Origin of the sequence: Streptomyces sp. NPDC088246, from assembly GCF_044741025.1 — a bacterium.
Lineage (GTDB): Bacteria > Actinomycetota > Actinomycetes > Streptomycetales > Streptomycetaceae > Streptomyces.
This window is the reverse complement of record NZ_JBIURV010000011.1, coordinates 66,966-84,639: the sequence shown is the minus strand read 5'-3', so window position 1 is coordinate 84,639 and position 17,674 is coordinate 66,966. Positions and strand designations below refer to the sequence as shown.

20 protein-coding genes and 2 pseudogenes are annotated in these 17,674 nt (G+C 69.9%); 10 read left to right on the top strand and 12 right to left on the bottom strand.

Going from position 1 to position 17,674, the window contains the following annotated elements:
• Window positions 1-633, bottom strand: a pseudogene (locus tag ACIPEK_RS17330) (hypothetical protein); the annotation flags it as partial.
• A gap of 381 nt (window positions 634-1,014) precedes the next feature.
• Here ACIPEK_RS17330 and ACIPEK_RS17325 point away from each other — a divergent pair.
• Together ACIPEK_RS17325 and ACIPEK_RS17320 are read left to right on the top strand one after the other, a co-directional pair.
• Window positions 1,015-1,302 carry a hypothetical protein gene (locus ACIPEK_RS17325; protein ID WP_401996608.1) on the top strand — a complete coding sequence of 96 codons (288 nt, stop codon included), beginning with the start codon at window positions 1,015-1,017 and terminating at the stop codon, window positions 1,300-1,302.
• 69 nt (window positions 1,303-1,371) lie between these two features.
• Entirely contained in the window at window positions 1,372-1,773 is a 402-nt protein-coding gene (locus ACIPEK_RS17320; protein ID WP_401996605.1) for an RNA-binding S4 domain-containing protein, read from the top strand.
• Between the two features lie 241 nt (window positions 1,774-2,014).
• Here ACIPEK_RS17320 and ACIPEK_RS17315 read toward each other — a convergent pair whose 3' ends face one another.
• The 3 genes from ACIPEK_RS17315 to ACIPEK_RS17305 form a co-directional block, all read right to left on the bottom strand.
• Entirely contained in the window at window positions 2,015-2,266 is a 252-nt protein-coding gene (locus ACIPEK_RS17315) for a DUF2630 family protein (RefSeq protein ID WP_401996602.1), read from the bottom strand.
• Window positions 2,267-2,302: 36 nt separating this feature from the next.
• On the bottom strand, window positions 2,303-3,250 hold the full coding sequence (locus ACIPEK_RS17310) for an NADP-dependent oxidoreductase (protein WP_401996600.1): 948 nt from the start codon (window positions 3,248-3,250) through the stop codon (window positions 2,303-2,305).
• A gap of 98 nt (window positions 3,251-3,348) precedes the next feature.
• Window positions 3,349-4,236 (bottom strand): hypothetical protein, encoded by an 888-nt coding sequence (locus ACIPEK_RS17305; protein WP_401996597.1) that lies wholly within the window; start codon window positions 4,234-4,236, stop codon window positions 3,349-3,351.
• Window positions 4,237-4,355: 119 nt separating this feature from the next.
• On the opposite strand from ACIPEK_RS17305, the gene ACIPEK_RS17300 reads away from it, so the two are divergent.
• Window positions 4,356-4,766 carry a hypothetical protein gene (locus tag ACIPEK_RS17300; protein ID WP_383069888.1) on the top strand — a complete coding sequence of 137 codons (411 nt, stop codon included), beginning with the start codon at window positions 4,356-4,358 and terminating at the stop codon, window positions 4,764-4,766.
• 357 nt (window positions 4,767-5,123) lie between these two features.
• Here the strand turns inward: ACIPEK_RS17300 and ACIPEK_RS17295 are convergent, their stop codons facing one another.
• The 3 genes from ACIPEK_RS17295 to ACIPEK_RS17285 form a co-directional block, all read right to left on the bottom strand.
• On the bottom strand, window positions 5,124-5,546 hold the full coding sequence (locus ACIPEK_RS17295) for a universal stress protein (protein WP_327274239.1): 423 nt from the start codon (window positions 5,544-5,546) through the stop codon (window positions 5,124-5,126).
• 119 nt (window positions 5,547-5,665) lie between these two features.
• On the bottom strand, window positions 5,666-6,319 hold the full coding sequence (locus ACIPEK_RS17290) for an FMN reductase (RefSeq protein WP_401996892.1): 654 nt from the start codon (window positions 6,317-6,319) through the stop codon (window positions 5,666-5,668).
• A 23-nt stretch (window positions 6,320-6,342) separates the two neighbouring features.
• The gene (locus ACIPEK_RS17285; protein ID WP_401996890.1) at window positions 6,343-7,431 is read right to left on the bottom strand and encodes an LLM class flavin-dependent oxidoreductase; all 1,089 of its coding nucleotides are present in this window, start codon (window positions 7,429-7,431) and stop codon (window positions 6,343-6,345) included.
• Window positions 7,432-7,588: 157 nt separating this feature from the next.
• Between ACIPEK_RS17285 and ACIPEK_RS17280 the strand changes: the two genes are divergently transcribed.
• The 3 genes from ACIPEK_RS17280 (at window position 7,589) to ACIPEK_RS17270 (ending at window position 9,538) form a co-directional block, all read left to right on the top strand.
• On the top strand, window positions 7,589-7,726 hold the full coding sequence (locus ACIPEK_RS17280) for a DUF6126 family protein (protein WP_401996593.1): 138 nt from the start codon (window positions 7,589-7,591) through the stop codon (window positions 7,724-7,726).
• Between the two features lie 201 nt (window positions 7,727-7,927).
• Complete coding sequence (locus ACIPEK_RS17275; RefSeq protein WP_401996888.1) at window positions 7,928-8,338, top strand: VOC family protein; 411 nt, start codon at window positions 7,928-7,930, stop codon at window positions 8,336-8,338.
• 60 nt (window positions 8,339-8,398) lie between these two features.
• Window positions 8,399-9,538: a Fic family protein gene (locus ACIPEK_RS17270; protein WP_401996590.1), complete on the top strand. Its 1,140-nt coding sequence runs from the start codon at window positions 8,399-8,401 to the stop codon at window positions 9,536-9,538.
• Window positions 9,539-9,609: 71 nt separating this feature from the next.
• Here the strand turns inward: ACIPEK_RS17270 and ACIPEK_RS17265 are convergent, their stop codons facing one another.
• The gene (locus ACIPEK_RS17265; protein ID WP_401996587.1) at window positions 9,610-11,031 is read right to left on the bottom strand and encodes an FtsW/RodA/SpoVE family cell cycle protein; all 1,422 of its coding nucleotides are present in this window, start codon (window positions 11,029-11,031) and stop codon (window positions 9,610-9,612) included.
• A 728-nt stretch (window positions 11,032-11,759) separates the two neighbouring features.
• On the opposite strand from ACIPEK_RS17265, the gene ACIPEK_RS17260 reads away from it, so the two are divergent.
• The gene (locus ACIPEK_RS17260; RefSeq protein ID WP_383069894.1) at window positions 11,760-12,170 is read left to right on the top strand and encodes a VOC family protein; all 411 of its coding nucleotides are present in this window, start codon (window positions 11,760-11,762) and stop codon (window positions 12,168-12,170) included.
• Between the two features lie 51 nt (window positions 12,171-12,221).
• On the opposite strand, the gene ACIPEK_RS17255 is transcribed toward ACIPEK_RS17260, so the two are convergent.
• On the bottom strand, window positions 12,222-12,431 hold the full coding sequence (locus tag ACIPEK_RS17255) for a DUF397 domain-containing protein (RefSeq protein WP_401996583.1): 210 nt from the start codon (window positions 12,429-12,431) through the stop codon (window positions 12,222-12,224).
• Window positions 12,432-12,446: 15 nt separating this feature from the next.
• Entirely contained in the window at window positions 12,447-13,022 is a 576-nt protein-coding gene (locus tag ACIPEK_RS17250) for a DUF5753 domain-containing protein (RefSeq protein WP_401996580.1), read from the bottom strand.
• A gap of 156 nt (window positions 13,023-13,178) precedes the next feature.
• Here ACIPEK_RS17250 and ACIPEK_RS17245 point away from each other — a divergent pair, with 156 nt between their 5' ends.
• Complete coding sequence (locus ACIPEK_RS17245) at window positions 13,179-13,565, top strand: ATP-binding protein (RefSeq protein ID WP_401996577.1); 387 nt, start codon at window positions 13,179-13,181, stop codon at window positions 13,563-13,565.
• A gap of 175 nt (window positions 13,566-13,740) precedes the next feature.
• Window positions 13,741-14,802, top strand: a complete 1,062-nt coding sequence (gene trpS, locus ACIPEK_RS17240) for a tryptophan--tRNA ligase (protein WP_401996574.1) — start codon at window positions 13,741-13,743, stop codon at window positions 14,800-14,802.
• 181 nt (window positions 14,803-14,983) lie between these two features.
• Here trpS and ACIPEK_RS17235 read toward each other — a convergent pair.
• Window positions 14,984-15,112, bottom strand: a pseudogene (locus ACIPEK_RS17235) (TetR family transcriptional regulator); the annotation flags it as partial.
• Between the two features lie 124 nt (window positions 15,113-15,236).
• Between ACIPEK_RS17235 and ACIPEK_RS17230 the strand changes: the two are divergent.
• The gene (locus ACIPEK_RS17230; protein WP_401996571.1) at window positions 15,237-15,653 is read left to right on the top strand and encodes a DUF4267 domain-containing protein; all 417 of its coding nucleotides are present in this window, start codon (window positions 15,237-15,239) and stop codon (window positions 15,651-15,653) included.
• Between the two features lie 12 nt (window positions 15,654-15,665).
• Here the strand turns inward: ACIPEK_RS17230 and ACIPEK_RS17225 are convergent, their stop codons facing one another.
• The gene (locus ACIPEK_RS17225) at window positions 15,666-17,663 is read right to left on the bottom strand and encodes an NAD-binding protein (RefSeq protein WP_401996568.1); all 1,998 of its coding nucleotides are present in this window, start codon (window positions 17,661-17,663) and stop codon (window positions 15,666-15,668) included.
• Window positions 17,664-17,674 lie beyond the last annotated feature (11 nt).

Genomic DNA, 17,674 nt, shown 5'->3' with positions numbered 1-17,674 from the left:
GGCGGGCGCAGTGACCGGCTCCGGATCGGCCTCGGCGGTGACCGGTTCCGGCTCGGTCTCGGCGGTGGGTGCGACCACCGGCTCGGCGGGGGCGTCGACCTCAACGGGATCCAGCTTGGCGGCGGGCGTGGCCTCCGGCTCGGTCTCGGTGACGATGGGTGCGGCCTCCGCCTCGGCCTCGGCAGTGGGTGCAGCCTCCGGCTCCGGCTCCGCAGCCACCGGCTCGGCCTCGACCTCGTCGGGCTTCGCGGCCACCGGCTCCGCGGCCTCGGCTTCCGACTCCGGCTCCGCCGGCTTCGGTTTCGGCTTCGGGGCCGAGCCCTGTGCCGGGACCGTGGCGATGGACGCCTTGTCGAAGGCCGCCGCCACCAGGTCCGATGCCAGACCGCTGTCGGCGGTGGCGGACCGGTGAGAGGTGGGGGCGGGTACCGAGGCCTTGGTGACCGAGGCGGTTTCGCGCACCGAGGCGGTCTCCGCAGCCGACTCGTCCACCGTTACCGTGACCGGCTCCGACTCCGCGAGTGCGGTGCGTTCGGTCTGGGGCGGGACCGTGGCCGTCGGCGCCGGCGCCGACGCGTCCTGCTCCGCGCGGTCGCGGCCGAACACCTTGCGCAGCAAGCTCCGAATGCCCATGGGCGAGGCCTTTCGCGTGAGTTGGGTGCGATAAATGTCCGACCTGCGGGATTCATCCCTGGCCAGGGCGGATACGTAAGGTTAGCGGCCAGATCCGGCCGTTCGGCGGTGCGGCCCGCCCGTGGGGCAACTGAGCCGCAACCGATCCCTGACCGAGTCCTGTGCGCATGTCGTGCGGGCCTGATGTGCGTCGTTCAAATGTGCCTATCTGGTCCCGAGTCGCCTTGTTGGTGTGAGCGGCCGACGTGTCTGACACATAGTCAGGAGCCCGTTGTCTGTTCTATCCGCATGCGTTATCAAGAAGGGCCCTCACATGGGAAAACGATCCCGCACCGGGCCACGAGGGCATGCCGGACGACGGTTTCGACGACGAACCCGAGGGTGAGCAGGACGACTTCGCCGGAACCGGAGCGGGAACCGCCTCGGCCGCCCGGCCGGCTGCTTCAGGCCACGCCGGGGACGGTCGACGGAACCAGCCGACTCGTCGGCAACGCGAAGACCCTGGAGCCGGCGTTCGGGCCCGAGGACCTCTACCTCGCGCACGGGCTCGGTGACGGGTTCCCGCCGCAGCTCCGGTCGCTGAGCGAGCATGCGCCGAGCAAGTGCGGGGCGTGTGAGCGTGAGGTGTACAGCTACAACAGGGCGGAGGCAATCAGCGACTCCGGCTGATCCGCATGGCCCGCATGACCTGATCCGCATGACCTGACCCGACGCGCCTGCCGCACTAGAGTCGGTTGCATGGTTTCCGGTGAGGCGCCGCAGGCGGAGGGAAGCGTTCGGGTCGACGTCTGGATCTGGTCGGTCCGGCTGACGAAGACCCGTTCGCAGGCCGCCGCCGCCTGCCGCGCGGGACATGTGAAGGTCGCCGGCGAGCGCGCCAAGCCCGCCCAGGCGTTGCACGTCGGCGACGAGGTACGGCTCCGGCACGCGGGCCGGGACCGGATCGTCGTCGTGTCGAAGATCGTGAAGAAGAGGGTCGGCCCTCCGGTGGCGGTGGAGTGCTTCATCGACAACAGCCCGCCTCCGCCGCCGCGCGAGGCGGCGATCCAGGTTCCGGTACGGGACCGGGGTGCGGGGCGGCCGACGAAGCGGGACCGGCGGGAGATGGAGCGGTTGCGGGGGGCCGGGCCCATGGGGTGACGTGACGGCCGCCGCGTGCCGCTGCGCGCTGTCCACCGCCCGGGTGGCGGGTGAGTCCGGGGCGGGCAGACCGGGCTCGGCGCCGCCGGTGCGGCTCGCCTCGACGGCGGCGGCCGGTTCACGTACCGGCGCCGGGATCTCGTCCGGGAGCGGGCACCGCCGGACATGTGCCGCGGGCGCCGCCTCGACGAGCGGGACGACGACATTGAGCTGCGCGAGCAGCCGCCCCTGTGTCGTGCGTTCAGCCCCAGTAGCCCTCGACCTCGTCGGCCGGCCGGACCTTCGCCCGGGACGGGTCCTCGCCGAACTCACTGAGGGCGCGGCGCCGGCGCAACAGGTCCCAGTACTGGTCGAGCCGGACCTCCACCGTACGCAGGCGCGACCTCTCGTCCTCGGTGAGGCCCATGTCCTCGGTGGAGCGGTTGCGCAGGTCCCGTTCCTCGGAGACGAGTCCGCCGATGTCGTCGATGATGTCGCGTTCCTGGTCGTCCATGACGCCTCCTTCGGGTCTCGCGCGCGGGGCGTGGGATCAGAGCACGATGACCGTCTTGCCGCGTGCGCCGCCCGTCCGGTTCCGGTCGAGGGCCTGCGGGGCCTTCTCCAGCGGGAGTTCGATGTCGATGGGCACGCGCAGTACGCCCTCGGCGGCTCCCTCGGCCAGGACGTCGAGCAGGACCGGGGTGGGTTCGAGCCGGAAGTCGATGCCGGTCACGTCCGCGGGGAGGGCGGCTCCGGCGGCGACGCCCCGCGTGGTGAGGGCGATCCCGCCGCCACGTACCAGCGCGGCACGGGCGGCGAAGGCGTCCGGGGTGGTGGAGACCAGGTCGACGAGTGCGTCGACGCCGTCCGGGCAGGTCTCCCGTACCGCCGCATCGAGGGGGCGGTCCGTGGTGTCGATCGTGACGGTGGCGCCCAGGGCCGCCATCCGCTTGCGTTCGTCGCCGCGCACGGCCGCGAGCACGCGTACGTCGCGGGCCGACGCGAGCTGGGTCAGATAGCTGCCGACGCCGCCCGCCGCCCCGATGACCAGCAGGCTCTCGTGGCCGCGGAGTACGGCGATCTCCAGGATCTCGGCGGCCGTCATCCCGGCGGACGGCAGCGCCGCCGCGGTCCGGAGGGGGAGGCCGTCCGGGACGAGGGTGATGGCGGAGTCCTGCGGTACGGACACGTAGTCGCAGTACGTGCCGGCTCCGGACGCAGGCCCGGACACCCGGCCGAAAACCTGGTCGCCGACCCGGAAACGGTTCCCGCCGCTGCCGATCATGTCCACCCGGCCGGCGAAGTCCACGCCGACGACCAGCGGGAACACATGCGGGGCGAGTCCGTCGTCCAGGGAGCCCTGTGCGGCCTGCCAGTCGCACGGGTTGAGTGCGGCGTACTTGATCCTGACCCGTACCTCACCGGCTTCCGGCTCGGGTTTGGGTATCTCGACCAGTGCGGGGTCGGCCCGGAATGCGCTGACGGCTATGGCTCGCATGTGGAAGACCTCTCAGTCGTCCCCGATCCGGCAGTCACGAGAACCACTCTTCCCCGGCCCGCCCGCCGCCGCACGTCGAACCAGGTCCGCCACGGACGCTACCCGCCGGCGTGCACCTTGCGCGCCGCCCACAGCCGTCCGAGCACCGCGCACAGCGCCACCGCCAGCCCCGTCGCGAACACGATCCACACCGTCGTGCGCAGCGAGCTGGTCAGCGCGTCGTACACCGCCGCCACACTGCCCGTCTCGCCGTCCGGCACCTCGGACAGCACCCGGTCGCGGGCGACCGCGATCAACGCGCGCAGCACGAGTGCCCCCAGCGCGAAACCGAACCCGGCCACCGCCACGGCCGAGAGCGCGGCGGGCGCGGAGCGCCCGCGCCCCGGTCCGCCGCGCACCCAGGCCACGAGCACGGTCACGACGGCGAACACGACCGTGCCCACGGCGGGCCACATACTGCCGGCCCGCAGCCACCGGAAGGTCTGGCGCAGCTGGTCGGCGCGGTCGGCGGAGACGATCGTGATGTCGGTGTGCTGGACCGGGATCCGGTCGGCGAACGGCACCCCGTTCGCTTCCAGGTTCTGTTTGACCTGCCCGGTCAGGGGCGCCAGATCGATGGTCACGGCCTCGCCGGTGTTGCCGTTCAGCGCGGCGGTGACGGCCTTGTGGGCGGTGCGGTTGGCGGCGTTCCACACGGTCTGAAAGGCGTCGGTGGTGGTGAAGGACATCACCGCCTCGTGCAGGAAGTCCCGCACGGTGCTCTGGAGCGGCCCGGCGTCGATCTGCGTCATCGTCGCGTCGGTGATGAGGTCGCCGACAGTGCTCCGCACCTCGGGGTCGGAGGCGAGCGGGGCCAGCGCGGAGACGTAACGGTCCGTGTTGTCGATCTCCAGATCCACCCAGGCGCAGAGTGCGCTCAGCGGGACGAGCACGGCGAGCAGCACCAGCACCACCACCGCCCGAGCCGCCGAGAGATACGTCCGCACCTCTCCAGGGAATCCCGTACGGGAGCGGCGCGCCCCGGGCCCTGCGCCATCCGAGTTGCCGGGCGGCGCGGCCGGGTGTGCTCTGGAGGGAAAAGGGGCGACGGAAGGAGTTCTCCGCCATGGCCACTCATGCAGCGATGCCGACCCGTGGACGGGCCGGGGCCGGGTCACGTGAACGTCGGCACAGCGCGCGCGCCTGGGCCATACCCGTCACGCTGGGCGCGGCGTACGGCCTCTACGCCTCGTTCATCCTCCGCAACAACGGCGCGAGCGGCGGCCGGCAGTTCTGGTACGGCCTGATCTGCGCGGTGGTGCTCGCCGTTCTCTGCTTCGCGCTGGGCCGGATCCAGCACACCATGATTCCCCTGGTGCGGGCTGTGGCGTACGGCGCGCTGACATCCGCGGCGATCGGCCTGCTGGTCGGGCTGACCGATTCGAGCGTGCTGCGGTCCTCGGCGCTGGGACTTGCGGTCGGCCTCGGGATGTTCATCACCACCTTCTACATCTTCTACACGCGAGAGAAGACGTGAGCGCGTCTCCCGTCGCATCCTTGACCTTCTCCGTGGGGGAAGCCCCAGCATCATCGGTGCCGGGGCTTCCCCTTCGGCATGAGCAGGTACGGGGGCGCGAGGAGGTACGGGGTGGAGCGCGAGGAGAGTGCCTCGCTGGTGAGGATCGGGGCGTTCGCCCGGCTGTGCCGGCTGTCCGCGACCGGAACTGGTCGCCCTGGCCGGTGTGGCGGGCGGCCCGGACAACGTGTCCTGCGTCGTCGCGGACGTCGTGGCGCTGTGACATGACGGTGTCCCGCGCCGGGCGGGCCGCACCGACATGAGGACGGGCCCGCACAGGGCGCGGGCCCGTCCTCATCTGCCACGCGGTTGCGGTCTTCAGTCGCGCACGACCGTCACCGGGCACGGTGCGTGCTGGGTGACATGCAGGCTGACCGAGCCGAGCAGGGTCGCCTTGAAGCCGCTGTAGCCACGAGCCCCGACGACCAGCAGGTTCGCGCCCTTGGCACGTTCCAGCAGGGACTGGGCCGGGTTGCCGATCACCACGACCTTGCTGACCGCGGCCGCGCCCTCGGCGCCCAGGGCCTCCTCCAGTGCCTCGGTGAGGGACACGGTCGCCACCGCCTGCGGGTCGAAGTCCTCCGGCATGCCCGGCATCATGGACGCCCAGCTGGTCGCGGGGTACTCCCAGCTGTTGACGGCCTCCACCGTGTCACCGGTCAGTTCCGCCTGGCGTACGGCCCAGTGCAGTGCCTTGATCGACGACTCGGAGCCGTCAACGCCCACCACGATCCTGCCCATCTCTGCCTCCAGCTCGGTTCGGCTCAGTGCGCAGAGGCGTCGTGCGAGAAAACCCCGCACGACGCATCTTTCGGATCAACTCTAATCAAACCGGACAGGACTTCGAGCAGCGGGTCCCCTCAGTCCAGCCGGAGATCGGCGAGTTGCTGCTCGAACGGCACGACTTCGTCGTCGAGCCCGAGCGTCCTCGGCGCCCCGGAGGCCGCCCGGCCACCCGCGATCATGGTCGCGAGCTCACCGCCCGCACGCCGGATGCGGGACGGCAGGCCGTCGGTGTACTCGTCGCCGGACGAGCCCCAGTCCTCCGATGCCGCGTACACGGAGGTCGGTACGACGGAGGCCCGCAGGTAGGCGAAGAGCGGACGCATCGCGTGTTCCAGGACGAGGGAGTGGCGGGCGGTGCCGCCCGTCGCCGCGATGACGACGGGCTTGCCGGTCAGCGCCGTGTTGTCGATCAGGTCGAAGAACGACTTGAACAGTCCGCTGTACGAGGCGGTGAAGACGGGCGAGACGGCGATCAGTCCGTCCGCCTCCGTCACCTCCTTGATCGCCTCGTCCAGAGTGCTGGGCGGGAACCCGGTGACCAGGTGGTTGGCGATGTCGACGGCCAGGTCGCGCAGGTCGATCACCCGGACCTCGACCGTGCGGTCCTGCTCGGCCATCAGGCGCTCGCGGGCGGCGCCGGCCAGCCGCTCGGCCAGCAGCCGGGTCGACGAGGGGCTGCTGAGCCCGGCCGACACGGCGACGATCCTCAGCGGCTCGGTGGCGAACACGGTGGACACGGTGGACACGGTGGTCAGGCCTCCTTCGTGGCCGTGCGGGCGGCGACGGCCGGATGGACGGGGGCGGAGTCCGGGACTCCGGCAGGCCGCAGGCTGGCGAACTCCTTGCGCAGCACCGGGACGACCTCCTCGCCGAGGATGTCGAGCTGCTCCAGGACCGTCTTCAGCGGCAGCCCCGCGTGGTCCATCAGGAACAGCTGGCGCTGGTAGTCGCCGACGGCGTCCCGGAAGGACAGGGTCCGCTCGATGACCTCCTGCGGGGAGCCGACGGTCAGCGGGGTCTGCTGGGAGAAGTCCTCCAGGGAAGGGCCGTGCCCGTAGACCGGTGCGTTGTCGAAGTACGGGCGGAACTCCCGTACCGCGTCCTGCGAGTTCTTCCGCATGAACACCTGGCCGCCGAGGCCGACGATGGCCTGCTCGGCGGTGCCGTGTCCGTAGTGCGCGTACCGCTGCCGGTAGAGGTTCACCATCTTCTTGGTGTGCTCGATGGGCCAGAAGATGTTGTTGTGGAAGAAGCCGTCCCCGTAGTAAGCGGCCTGTTCCGCGATCTCCGGGGAGCGGATGGACCCGTGCCAGACGAACGGCGGGACGCCGTCCAGCGGGCGCGGGGTCGCGGTGAAGGACTGCAGCGGCGTACGGAACTTGCCCTCCCAGTCGACGACGTCCTCGCGCCACAGCTTGTGCAGCAGGGCGTAGTTCTCGATGGCGAGCGGGATGCCCTGGCGGATGTCCTTGCCGAACCAGGGGTAGACCGGTCCGGTGTTGCCGCGGCCCATCATCAGGTCGACGCGGCCGTCCGCGAGGTGCTGGAGCGTCGCGTAGTCCTCGGCGATCTTCACCGGGTCGTTGGTGGTGATCAGCGTCGTGGACGTGGACAGGATGATGTGGTCGGTGCGGGCGGCGATGTAGCCGAGCGTGGTCGTCGGCGAGGACGGGACGAACGGCGGGTTGTGGTGCTCACCGGTCGCGAAGACGTCCAGCCCGACCTCCTCGGCCTTCTGGGCGATGGCGATGGTGGCCTTGATCCGCTCGTGCTCGCTCGGTGTCCTGCCGGTCGTCGGGTCGGTGGTGACGTCTCCGACGGTGAAGATCCCGAACTCCATGGCGCCCGCCTCCAGGTTGTTGAACATTGAACTATGTGAACACACCTTACAACGGGGCGCCTCCCTGACCTATTCCGCCGGGGAGGGGCTGGGGCCGTGCGTACCCTGGAGGGGTTGCGGAGGCCCCGGCGCGCCTTTGTCGGACGGAGGCGGGACCGTGAGCGAGGGCAGCGAGAGCGAGCGCTGGAAGGAGCGCGGCGTAGCGCTGCGCGTCTTCGTCTACGTCTTCGCCACGCACCTCTTCGCGGGCTTCATCTGGATCCTCTTCTATGTGGGGGACCACGCCAAGAAATAATGAGCGGGGCGGGGGCGAAGGGGCGGGCGGGGGCCGGGTAGCGGCTGCGCCCGGGGTGCGCGGAGTGGCGTAGGCCTTCGGCCGTAGTAGTTCGTCGCCGGGACCAGGGCCGTGTGCCGATGCGGGCGAAGCAGCCGCATGCCTACGCTGCGGGCCTCGGGTGCGCAGACGGGCGTGCCGCTGCCAGGAGGGAGCGCCACCGTGCCGTTCACCGGCCAGAGCCATGTCCGTCTTGCCCGGCCGTCCCGGGACCTCGCCGCCGCCGAGCGGTTCTGGGTGCGCGGGCTCGGGCTGAGCGTGCTGTTCCGTGCTGAGGCGGGCCGAGAACCCGGTGCACACGATCTGCTCATGGTGGGGTTGCCGGACGCGTCCTGGCACCTGGAGCTCGTGCAGGGCGGTGACCACCCCGTCGAACCGCGGCCCACCGACGAGGACCTGCTTGTCCTTTATCTCGACGAGCCCGTGCCCGAGGAGATGGTGGAGCGGCTGCCGGCGCACGGGGGCAAGCACGTCCTGTCGCCGAATCCGTACTGGAACGAGTGGGGCGTCACCGTCGAGGACCCGGACGGGTGCCGGCTCGTCCTCTGCCGTCGCACGTGGGCCAACGCCTGACAAGTCTGCCGACGGGGTGCGAGAGAGTGATGAATGATAGGAGCTTGGTATCATTGAATCATGCTGTACGAGATCCCCCGCCTGGACGCGATCGACCTTCAGGTCCTGACGCAGGTCGATGACCTGCGTGAACAGCTGCGGCACGCCGTGCAGCAAGCCCCGATGAAGTGGACACTCGATCTGCGCAAGGCTCTGACGGCCAGCGCCATCGCGGCGTCGAACACGATCGAGGGCTACAGCGTCGATGCTGTGGATGTCGCCGACCTGATGGACGGTGAGCGCGAGGTCGAGGCCAGCGACGAGAACAAGGCGGAGACGCTGGCCTACCAACAGGCCATGACGTATATCCAATCACTGCATGACGTGGCCGACTTCCGGTACAGCAAAGAACTCCTCAACAGCGTTCACTGGATGCTGCAGGGCCATCACCACCCCCGGAAAGTCGCCGGCCAGTGGCGCAGGACCGCCATCCGAATCACCGCCCCCGGCGACGAACTCGCAACCGACTACGAAGGTCCCGACCGCGAACTGGTCCCCGCTCTTATGGGCGAACTGGTGGACTGGCTCAACGAGGGCGACCTCGACAGTCATGTCCTGATCCGCGCAGCGATGGCCCATCTGAACCTGGTGAAGATCCATCCCTGGTCCGACGGCAACGGCCGCATGTCCCGCTCACTTCAGACGCTTCTGATCGCACGGGGCGGCGTTCTCGCTCCCGAGTTCTCCTCGATCGAGGAATGGCTGGGGATGCCGGGCAACACCTGGGACTACTACAAGGTGCTGCGCGAGGTCGGCGGACCGGTCTGGTCGCCGCACCGGGACACGTCGCCCTGGATCAAGTTCAATCTCCTCGCCTACCACCAGCAGACCCAGCGTGTGCAGCGGCGCGTCGACCGGTCCAACGACTGCTGGATGCAGCTGATGGAAGAGGCCGGTACCTACGGGGTCGCTGAGCGCCAGGTCACGGCTCTGCACGAGGTGGCGATGGCCGGACGGGTGCGCCGCTCCCGCTACGAGAAGGCCGAAGCGATCAACACCCAGCAGGCGACCCGCGATCTCCAGGCACTGACCAAGGCCCAGCTGCTTACAGCCGTGGGCCGGACGAAGGGCCGCCATTACATTGCAGGGCCGCGGTTCCCGGAGCGGGTGCTGGCCACCGCCCGGCGACACCACACCATCAGTAACCCGTACGCCACGTAGCGGCACCATTCAGCGCCATCGCGCGAACCGGCGTCACGGCGCAGCCACCGCGATCCGGCGCAGGGGCTTGTTCACGGGCGCACCACCTGCGTCATCTCGGGGTCGAGGTCGGGGGCGGGCGCGGGGCGGCGTGCGGTGTCGCTGATGCGGATCAGGATGCCGACGAGGGCCCAGTTGGCGATGACGGAGGAACCGCCGTACGCCAGAAACGGCATCGTCATGCCGGTCAGCGGGATCAGGCCCATCACACCGCCGGCGACGACGAAGACCTGCAGCGCGAACGCGCCCGACAGGCCGATGGCGAGCAGCTTGCCGAACGGGTCGCGGGCCGCGAGGGCGGTACGTATGCCGCGCTCCACGATCAGGCCGTAGATCAGCAGGATCGCCATGACGCCCGCCAAGCCCAGTTCCTCGCCGAAGGTGGCGAGGATGAAGTCGGAGTTGGAGGCGAACCGGATGAGGTCGGAGCGGCCCTGGCCGAGGCCGGTGCCGAGGGTGCCGCCGGAGCCGAACGCCCACAGCGCCTGCATCGACTGCTCGGAGTGACCGGCCACGTCCTGACGGCTGAGCATGTATTCGCGCATGGGGTCGAGCCAGGCCTGGACACGTTGCTGGACGTGCGGCTCGAAGGAAGCGACGCCGACGGCGCCGACCGCGGACATCAGCAGACCGAAGACCATCCAGCTGGTCCGCTCGGTGGCGGCGTACAGCATGATGACGAACATTCCGAAGAACAGCAGCGACGTGCCGAGGTCGGTCTCGAAGACCAGGATCAGGATCGAGAGGAACCAGACGACCAGGATCGGGCCGAGGTCACGGCCGCGCGGCAGGTACAGGCCCATAAAGCGGCGGCTGGCCAGGGCCAGCGCGTCACGCTTGACCATCAGATAGCCGGAGAAGAAGACCGCGAGCACGATCTTCGCGAACTCACCGGGCTGAATACTGAAGCTGCCGACGTGGATCCAGATCTTGGCGCCGTATATGTCGGCGCCAAGGCCCGGGACCAGCGGAAGCAGCAGCAGAAACAGCGCACCCACCATGGAGATGTAGGTGTAGCGCTGCAGGACACGGTGGTCCTTGAGGAACAACAGCACCAGGATGAACAGCGCGATGCCCATCGCCGTGTACATCAGCTGCCGTGGCGTGGCTGTTCCCGCCTGCTTGATCGACTGCAGCAGCTCGGACTGGTCCAGCCGCCAGATGAGGACCAGGCCGAGTCCGTTCAGCAGCGTGGCCAGCGGCAGCAGCAGCGGGTCCGCGTACGGCGCGGACTTCCGTACGACGAGATGGGCGACCCCGGCCAGCAGGCCCAGGCCCAGGCCGTGGCTCAACAGGCCGGACGGCACCCGGTTGTTGATGGCCAGGCCCACGTTGGCGTAGGCGAACACCGGGATGACGACGGCGAACACCAGCAGCGCGAGCTCGGTGTTGCGCCGGCTGGGCGCGCCGATCGTCGACGTGCGGTGCGTCGACGTGTTCGTAGGACTGCTCATCGTGTGACAGGGCCTCTCACGGCTTGCCTACTGCTGACTGCTGACCGCACAGCGAGACGACCTTCTGTTCTTCCTTCGAGAGACCGGGGCTGGGAGTGGGTGCGGTAGCGGTCCTGGACGGGGACGGCAACATCGAAGCCGGCGGAGTCGGCACCGCTTTGGCCTTGGATGCCGTTCTAGACGTGAAGAAAGCATGTGTGGTTCCTGTGGCCGTTGTACCGCTGGTGACCAGCAGCTCCGGGACAGATCGGCCACGCCCGTCGATGTACCGCTCGGCCGGTGGGTGTCTGTCGCCTGACACACACCGCAGCACCACCAGGCTGGCTGCAGGATTCTTGCGTCATGCTGTATGGGATGCCCCGACTGGACTCACTCGACCTTCAGATCCTGGAACAGGTCGATCGCGGTGGGCCGCCGCTCTGCCGCCGGCCCTGGCCCGGGTCGAGGACATCCGGGCCGAGGCCGAGTGTCCGAGCGCTTCCGGGCCGCCGCGGTCCTGGGCGGCCACCACGGGGGCGCCGCCCACGCGGCGGCGTACCCGCGAGGCTCGTGCTCCTGGCCTGTTCGGAAGCGGCCGCCTCGGTGCCCCGGAGGGGGCGTAGGTCTTCGGCCGCAGGAGATCGGCCGCGGGAACCAGGAAGCTGTGCCGATGTGGGAGAGGGGGCCGGCGGCCTACGCTGCGGACCCGGTGCGCAGACGGGCGTGCCGTTGTCGGAGAGGAGCGCCTTGTGCCGATCACCGGCCAGAGCCATGTTCGTCTTGCCCGGCCGTCCCGTGACCTTGCCGCGGCCGAGCGGTTCTGGGTGGGGGGACTCGGGCTGACGGTCCTGTTCCGCGCCGAGGCGGGCCGGGAACCCGGGACGCACGATCTGCTCATGGTGGGGCATCCGGACGCGTCCTGGCACCTCGAACTCGTCCACGGCGGTGGCCACCCCGTCGAACCCCGTCCCACTGACGAGGACCTGCTCGTCCTCTATCTCGACGAGCCCGTGCCACAAGAACTGGTGGACCGGCTGCGGGATCACGGAGGCAGGTGTGTGCGGTCGCCGAACCCGTACTGGAACGAATGGGGCGTCACCGTCGAGGACCCGGACGGCTACCGGCTCGTCCTCTGCACGCGCGACTGGTCCAACTCCTGACCGGCACACCCTGCCTTCACGTACGCCCGTGTTCCGCCCATGCGTTGAGCGTCAGGCGCCGGTGGCGAGGGTGCCTGCCTTCACTTCGGCCAGGAACGCCGACCAGGCGCGGTTGCCGAAGACGAGCAGGGGCCCCTGAGCGTTCTTGCTGTCTCGTACAGGCATGACGTCCGGCACGCCATCGCCCACCTCAAGACACTGTCCGTTGCCGCTGCTGTGGCTACTTTTCCGCCACGTGAGCTGCTTGCGTTCGTGCTGCACTCTCAACACCTGCTCTCAGTCTCTCGCTTCTGCAACTCTAATCAGCAGATCAGCACTCTCGTCCGGTCCCAGTGCCACGGCCTGAAGATGCTCGAACATCGACTTGTAACGTCGCATTTCCGCTTCGGACTCCAGGAAGAGATCTCCGGCGGGTGTGTCCACGTAGACCAGTTCCGGGTCTGCGGGATCCGGGAAATCCATGTGGACGAAGTTGCCCGTCATGCCCGCGTGAGCGCCTCTTTCGAACGGGATCACCTGGATGGTGACGTTGGGCTCTTCCGTCAGCTGGAGCAGGTGCCTGGCCTGTGTTCGCATCACTTCGCGTCCGCCCACGAGGCGTCGCACCGCGGCTTCGTCCACGATGGCCCAGAGCTGAAGCGGGTCTTTCTTGGTGAGCAATGCCTGCCGCTCCACGCGGGCTTGGGCGCGCTGTTCCACCTCCTTCCTGCTGGCGGTCGGCAACACGCCTCTGACCACCGCACGGGCGTAGGACTCCGTCTGGGCAAGTCCTGGGATAAAGAGGGACTCGTAGTTGCGGATGGTGCGGGCTTCGCTCTCGAAGCCGATGTAGGCGGTGTACTCCTCGGGCAACTCCGAGTGGTACGGACGTAGCCAGCCCTGGTCGTGGAACAGTTCTGGACCGCCAGGAGATCGGCACGCTGCGCCTCGTTCGCCGCGTAGAGATCCAGAAGAGCGATCAGAGTCCGTTGTGGTGGGCCGGTGAGCGGGGCGGCGGATCGTGCCGTCGTGCTGCGTTGGAGCCGGCATCCGCGTTGTGTTTCGCTGGCCAGGGCAGAACTGCGTACCGCGCTTGCGGGCTGGGGGCTCTCGGAGTGGGAGGAGCCCGCGGTGCTCGTGCTGTCCGAGTTGCTGACCAACGCCGGGCAGCACGCCCAGGTTTCGCCGGGGCGGGAGATCGAGACCCGGTTCCGGCCGCTGGGCGACGGGGTGCGGATCGAGGTGCACGATGCCTCGGACATGCCGCCGGAGGTGCGCGAGCCGGAGCCCGGTGCGTGCGGCGGGCGGGGGCTGGTGCTGGTGGGTGCGCTGGCGGACCGGTGGGGTTACGGGGCGCGGCGCGGGCCCGGAAAGGTCGTGTGGGCGGAGGTCGGTTCCGTTAAGCTCGGACCATGACCTCCGTACCGTGCCGGAACTGGTGGCGCTCCTTCTAGGAGCGGCCACCTCCATCTGCACGGAACAGGGCCGTTCGAAACGGACGGCCCTCTTCTCTGCCCTCGTACGGGTGCGGATGCCGGTGGCCCCGGCGGGCCGTCCTCCACGCAACCACCACTCGCGAGGAGAGAGCCCCATGAACACCGTCACGGCTACCGCGACCGCCGAACCCACCCAGCGCCGCAGTGCCGAGCTGGAGCGGCTGATTCAGCAGACCCCCGACCGGTTCCGGGTGATGACCGGGGACCGGCCCACCGGGTCGCTCCACCTCGGGCACTACTTCGGCACCCTCCACAACCGCGTCCGGCTCCAGGACCTCGGTGTGGACGTCTTCGTGATCATCGCGGACTACCAGGTGCTCACCGACCGGGATCTCGCCGACCGGCTCTCCGAGCACATGGAAGGGATGCTGCTGGACTACCTGGCCATCGGGATCGACCCGGCACGCTCGACGGTCTTCAACCACAGCGCCGTGCCCGCGCTCAACCAGCTGATGCTGCCCTTCCTCAGTCTCGTCTCGGTCGCCGAGCTGAACCGCAACCCCACCGTCAAGGACGAGATCGCGCACTCCCGGCAGTCCGCCGTCAGCGGGCTGATGTTCACCTATCCCGTGCACCAGGCCGCCGACATCCTGTTCTGCAAGGGCAATCTGGTGCCGGTCGGGCAGGACCAGCTGCCGCACCTCGAAGTGACCCGGACCGTCGCCCGCCGCTTCAACGAGCGGTACGGGGCGGTCTTCCCGGAGCCGGACGCGCTGCTCTCCGCCGCGCCGCTCGTGCTCGGTACCGACGGCACCAAGATGAGCAAGAGCCGGGGCAACTCCATCGCGCTGGGTGCCGACGCGGATGAGACGGCCCGGCTGATCAAAGGCGCGAAGACGGATGCCGAGCGGCACATCACGTACGAACCGGAGACCCGGCCCGGGGTGTCCTCGCTCGTGCTGCTGGCGGCGCTCTGCATGGACCGCGATCCGCACGCCGTGGCCGAGGAGATCGGTGGCGGGGGTGCCGCCGCCCTCAAACGGACGGTGACCGACGCCGTCAACGGCAGGATGGCGCCGATCCGGGCCCGGCGGGCGGAGTACGCACAGGACATGGGGTACGTACGGTCGGTGCTGCGGGCGGGGAACGAGCGGGCGAACGCCGTGGCCGACGCGACGATGGCGGAGGTGCGGGCGGCCATGGGAGGCGTGCTCTAGTCGGGTCCTGTCGTCGGACTGCCCGCTGCCAGGCGCTCCGTGCCGCGACATCCAGGATCAGCGCCGCGATGTTCCAGGCGTGTCGTCCGCGCCGCTGCGGATCACGGCCCTCCAGAGGGAGTCCCGTGATCCGCAGGGCGGTGGCGCCATGCCGGGGCGTTTGCGCAGGCCGTGGACGGCTCCGCTCAGCGAGGCGGCGCATGGTCACCGCTCCCCAGCCCTCGGCCTCGGCGAGCTCGCGGGCCGCCGTGACGATCAGCCGGTGCCGTTCCGCTCGTTCGCGCTCGCGGCGATGGTGTGTGGCCGCGATCGGAATCTAGCGTTGCTAGACATTCGAGCGACACTGGGTCTAGCATCGAGTCGAATCCTAGCGATGCTAGAAAGTGCACTGGAAGTGCTGAACTCGCCTGCTCTGTCACCTTGTTGGGGGAAAAATGACGAAGCGTCACTTCGCTACCGCGCTGGCTCTGATCACCGGCGCCGCCGTGCTCTTCTTCGGACTCAACTTCCTGCTGAACCCCGAGGGCGCGCCCGACGGCTTCGGGATCGAACCCTGGCCGCAGGGCAACGCCGCGGGCTACTTCGTCGTCAAGGGCGTACGCGATCTCGCCGTCGCGGCCACGGTCTTCCTGCTGCTCGCACGGGGACAACGCCGGACCCTGGGCTGGGTGGTGCTCATCGACGCGATACTCCCGCTCGGTGACGCGTTCGCGGTCCTCACCCACGGCGGCTCGCTCACCACGGCGCTCGGCGTGCACATCTCGGCGGCGTCGGTCGTCCTGCTGACCGCCGTGATGCTGCTGACCGAACGCCCCGCCGAGGACTCCGTCGAGCGCTCCGCGGGCGCCTGACGGCGGGACGGTTCAGCGGTATGTCAACGAGCCGCGCCTGCGCAGCAGTTCGGCCAGGCCCCGCCGCGTCGCCGCGATCACCACGCGGTCCTCGGGGCGCAGTACGTACCCGGGGTGCAGGTCCCAGACCAGGCCCGACGGACGGTCCGGGGAGGCGGGGGTGGGTGTGGCCAGGTTTGGGCGGCGGTGCTCCGGCGGGGTGGCGTCCAGGGCGAGGACCCGCCAGGCGCCCGCCCGGAACGCCTGCTCCACCGTGCGGCCCTCCAGCTGCGGGTGCCCCGCGACCTCGACCGCGGCGAACAGCATCACCTTCCGCTCGACCGGGATCGCGCCCAGGATCTGCCGGCCCATCATGGCTACCGCGAAGGACGGAGCGGCCAGGTGGGAGACGGATCGGGAGCGGGTCAGGGCCTGCGGGTGGGCGGTGCGAAGGGTGCGGTAGACGGCGGTGGCGAACTCGTCGTCGAACAGGCGCAGGGCGACACGCAGGTCCGGCTTGACCGAGCGGGCGTACAGCGCGGCCTCCAGATTGGTGGTGTCGATGCTGGTCAGGGCGAGAAGTGCGCGGGAGCGCTGGATCTTCGCCGCCTCCAGCACCCCCTCCTGCGTGACATCACCGAGGACCACCGGTACGTGCAGCCGCCGGGCCACGGGGATTCCGCGCGCGTCCGGGTCGTTCTCCACGCACACCACGGGAATGCCGAGCTCACGCAGCCGGACGAGGACCCGCGTACCGATCTTGCCGAGGCCGAGCAGCACCACATGGCCGGACAGGCCCCGCGGCGGCCTGCGCAGGGACGAGGCCGTACGGAGCGACCCGAAGGCCTCCAGCACACCCGCCACGAGCAGCGGCAGCAGCATCAACCCGGCCACACCCGAAAGAAGTTGGATCACCTGACGGGCCAGGGAGTCGCGGATCGCCGGGTCACCCATCGCGAACAGGTCCAGCAGCGTCAGATACGCGGCGTGCAAGGGATCGTCGCCGGTGGTGAGCGTGGAGGCGACGGCGAGGCCCAGCACGGCCAGGCCGACACCCAGCGCCGACCAGCGCAGCCGCCGGGAGAAGAACTGGCTGAGCGGTGCGCCCCTGCCGCCCATCCGGGGCGGCGGACCGGCCGGTCCCGCCTGGCTGACCGCCTCCAGGACGACCGTGCCACGCCCCGTCGCGGCGGCCACCTGCCGTTCGTCGGGCAGGAGTTGAGGGCCCTCCTCGCCGCTGCTGTCGGAGCCCTCGGTGCCCGCCGGGTCATGGGTGGTGGAGGAGAGCAGCGCGAGGGTGCACAGGCCGGGGTCGGCGATCCGGCCGTCCTCGGGCGGGGTGCGTTCGGCGGCGCGCAGCAGCAGGCCCTCCGCCTGGATGACCTTGCTGGAGCCGGTGACGGCGGTCGCCGCGAGGGCGGGCGCGGCGGTGTCGGCGTCGGAGAGGACGGTGGTCGACGCGTCCAGCGCGGTCGGGTCCAGACCGGGTGCGGTGACGGCGGCGGCCTGGTCGAGCAGGGTCTCCAGATACTGGCCCAGCTTGCGGTTGTAGAGCCGGATGACCAGCCGGACACGGGGGTTGAGACGGCGGGCGGTCAGCGCGGCGCGGATATTGCGCTCGTCGTCGTCGTAGACCAGGGCCAGTGCGGCGGCCGATTCGACGCCCGCCTCCTCGAGGGCCTCGTCGGACGGCTCGGGCGCCTCCAGGATGCGTACCGCCTCGACCCCGGCGTTGGTGTCGCCGTTCCCGGGAGCACCTGCGGAACCGTTCCCGCCGTTCGCGCCGTTGCGGTTCATCGCCTGCGACATCCGGCCGAACAGCGCCGCCGCCCGGCCCCGCCCGGTCAGCGGCAGCTCCGGCCGGCGTGCGTCGCGCCCCGGCGGCAGAACGAGGGTGACCCGCTCCCCGTACACATAGCGCAGCTCCACGGCGAGCCGCTGGGCCAGTGCGTCGTCACCGCAGACGACCATGTGCCCGCTGAACGGGGAGCGTTGGGGCTGCTGGGGAAGTGTGGACACGGGACCCAGCATGCCTTGTTCCT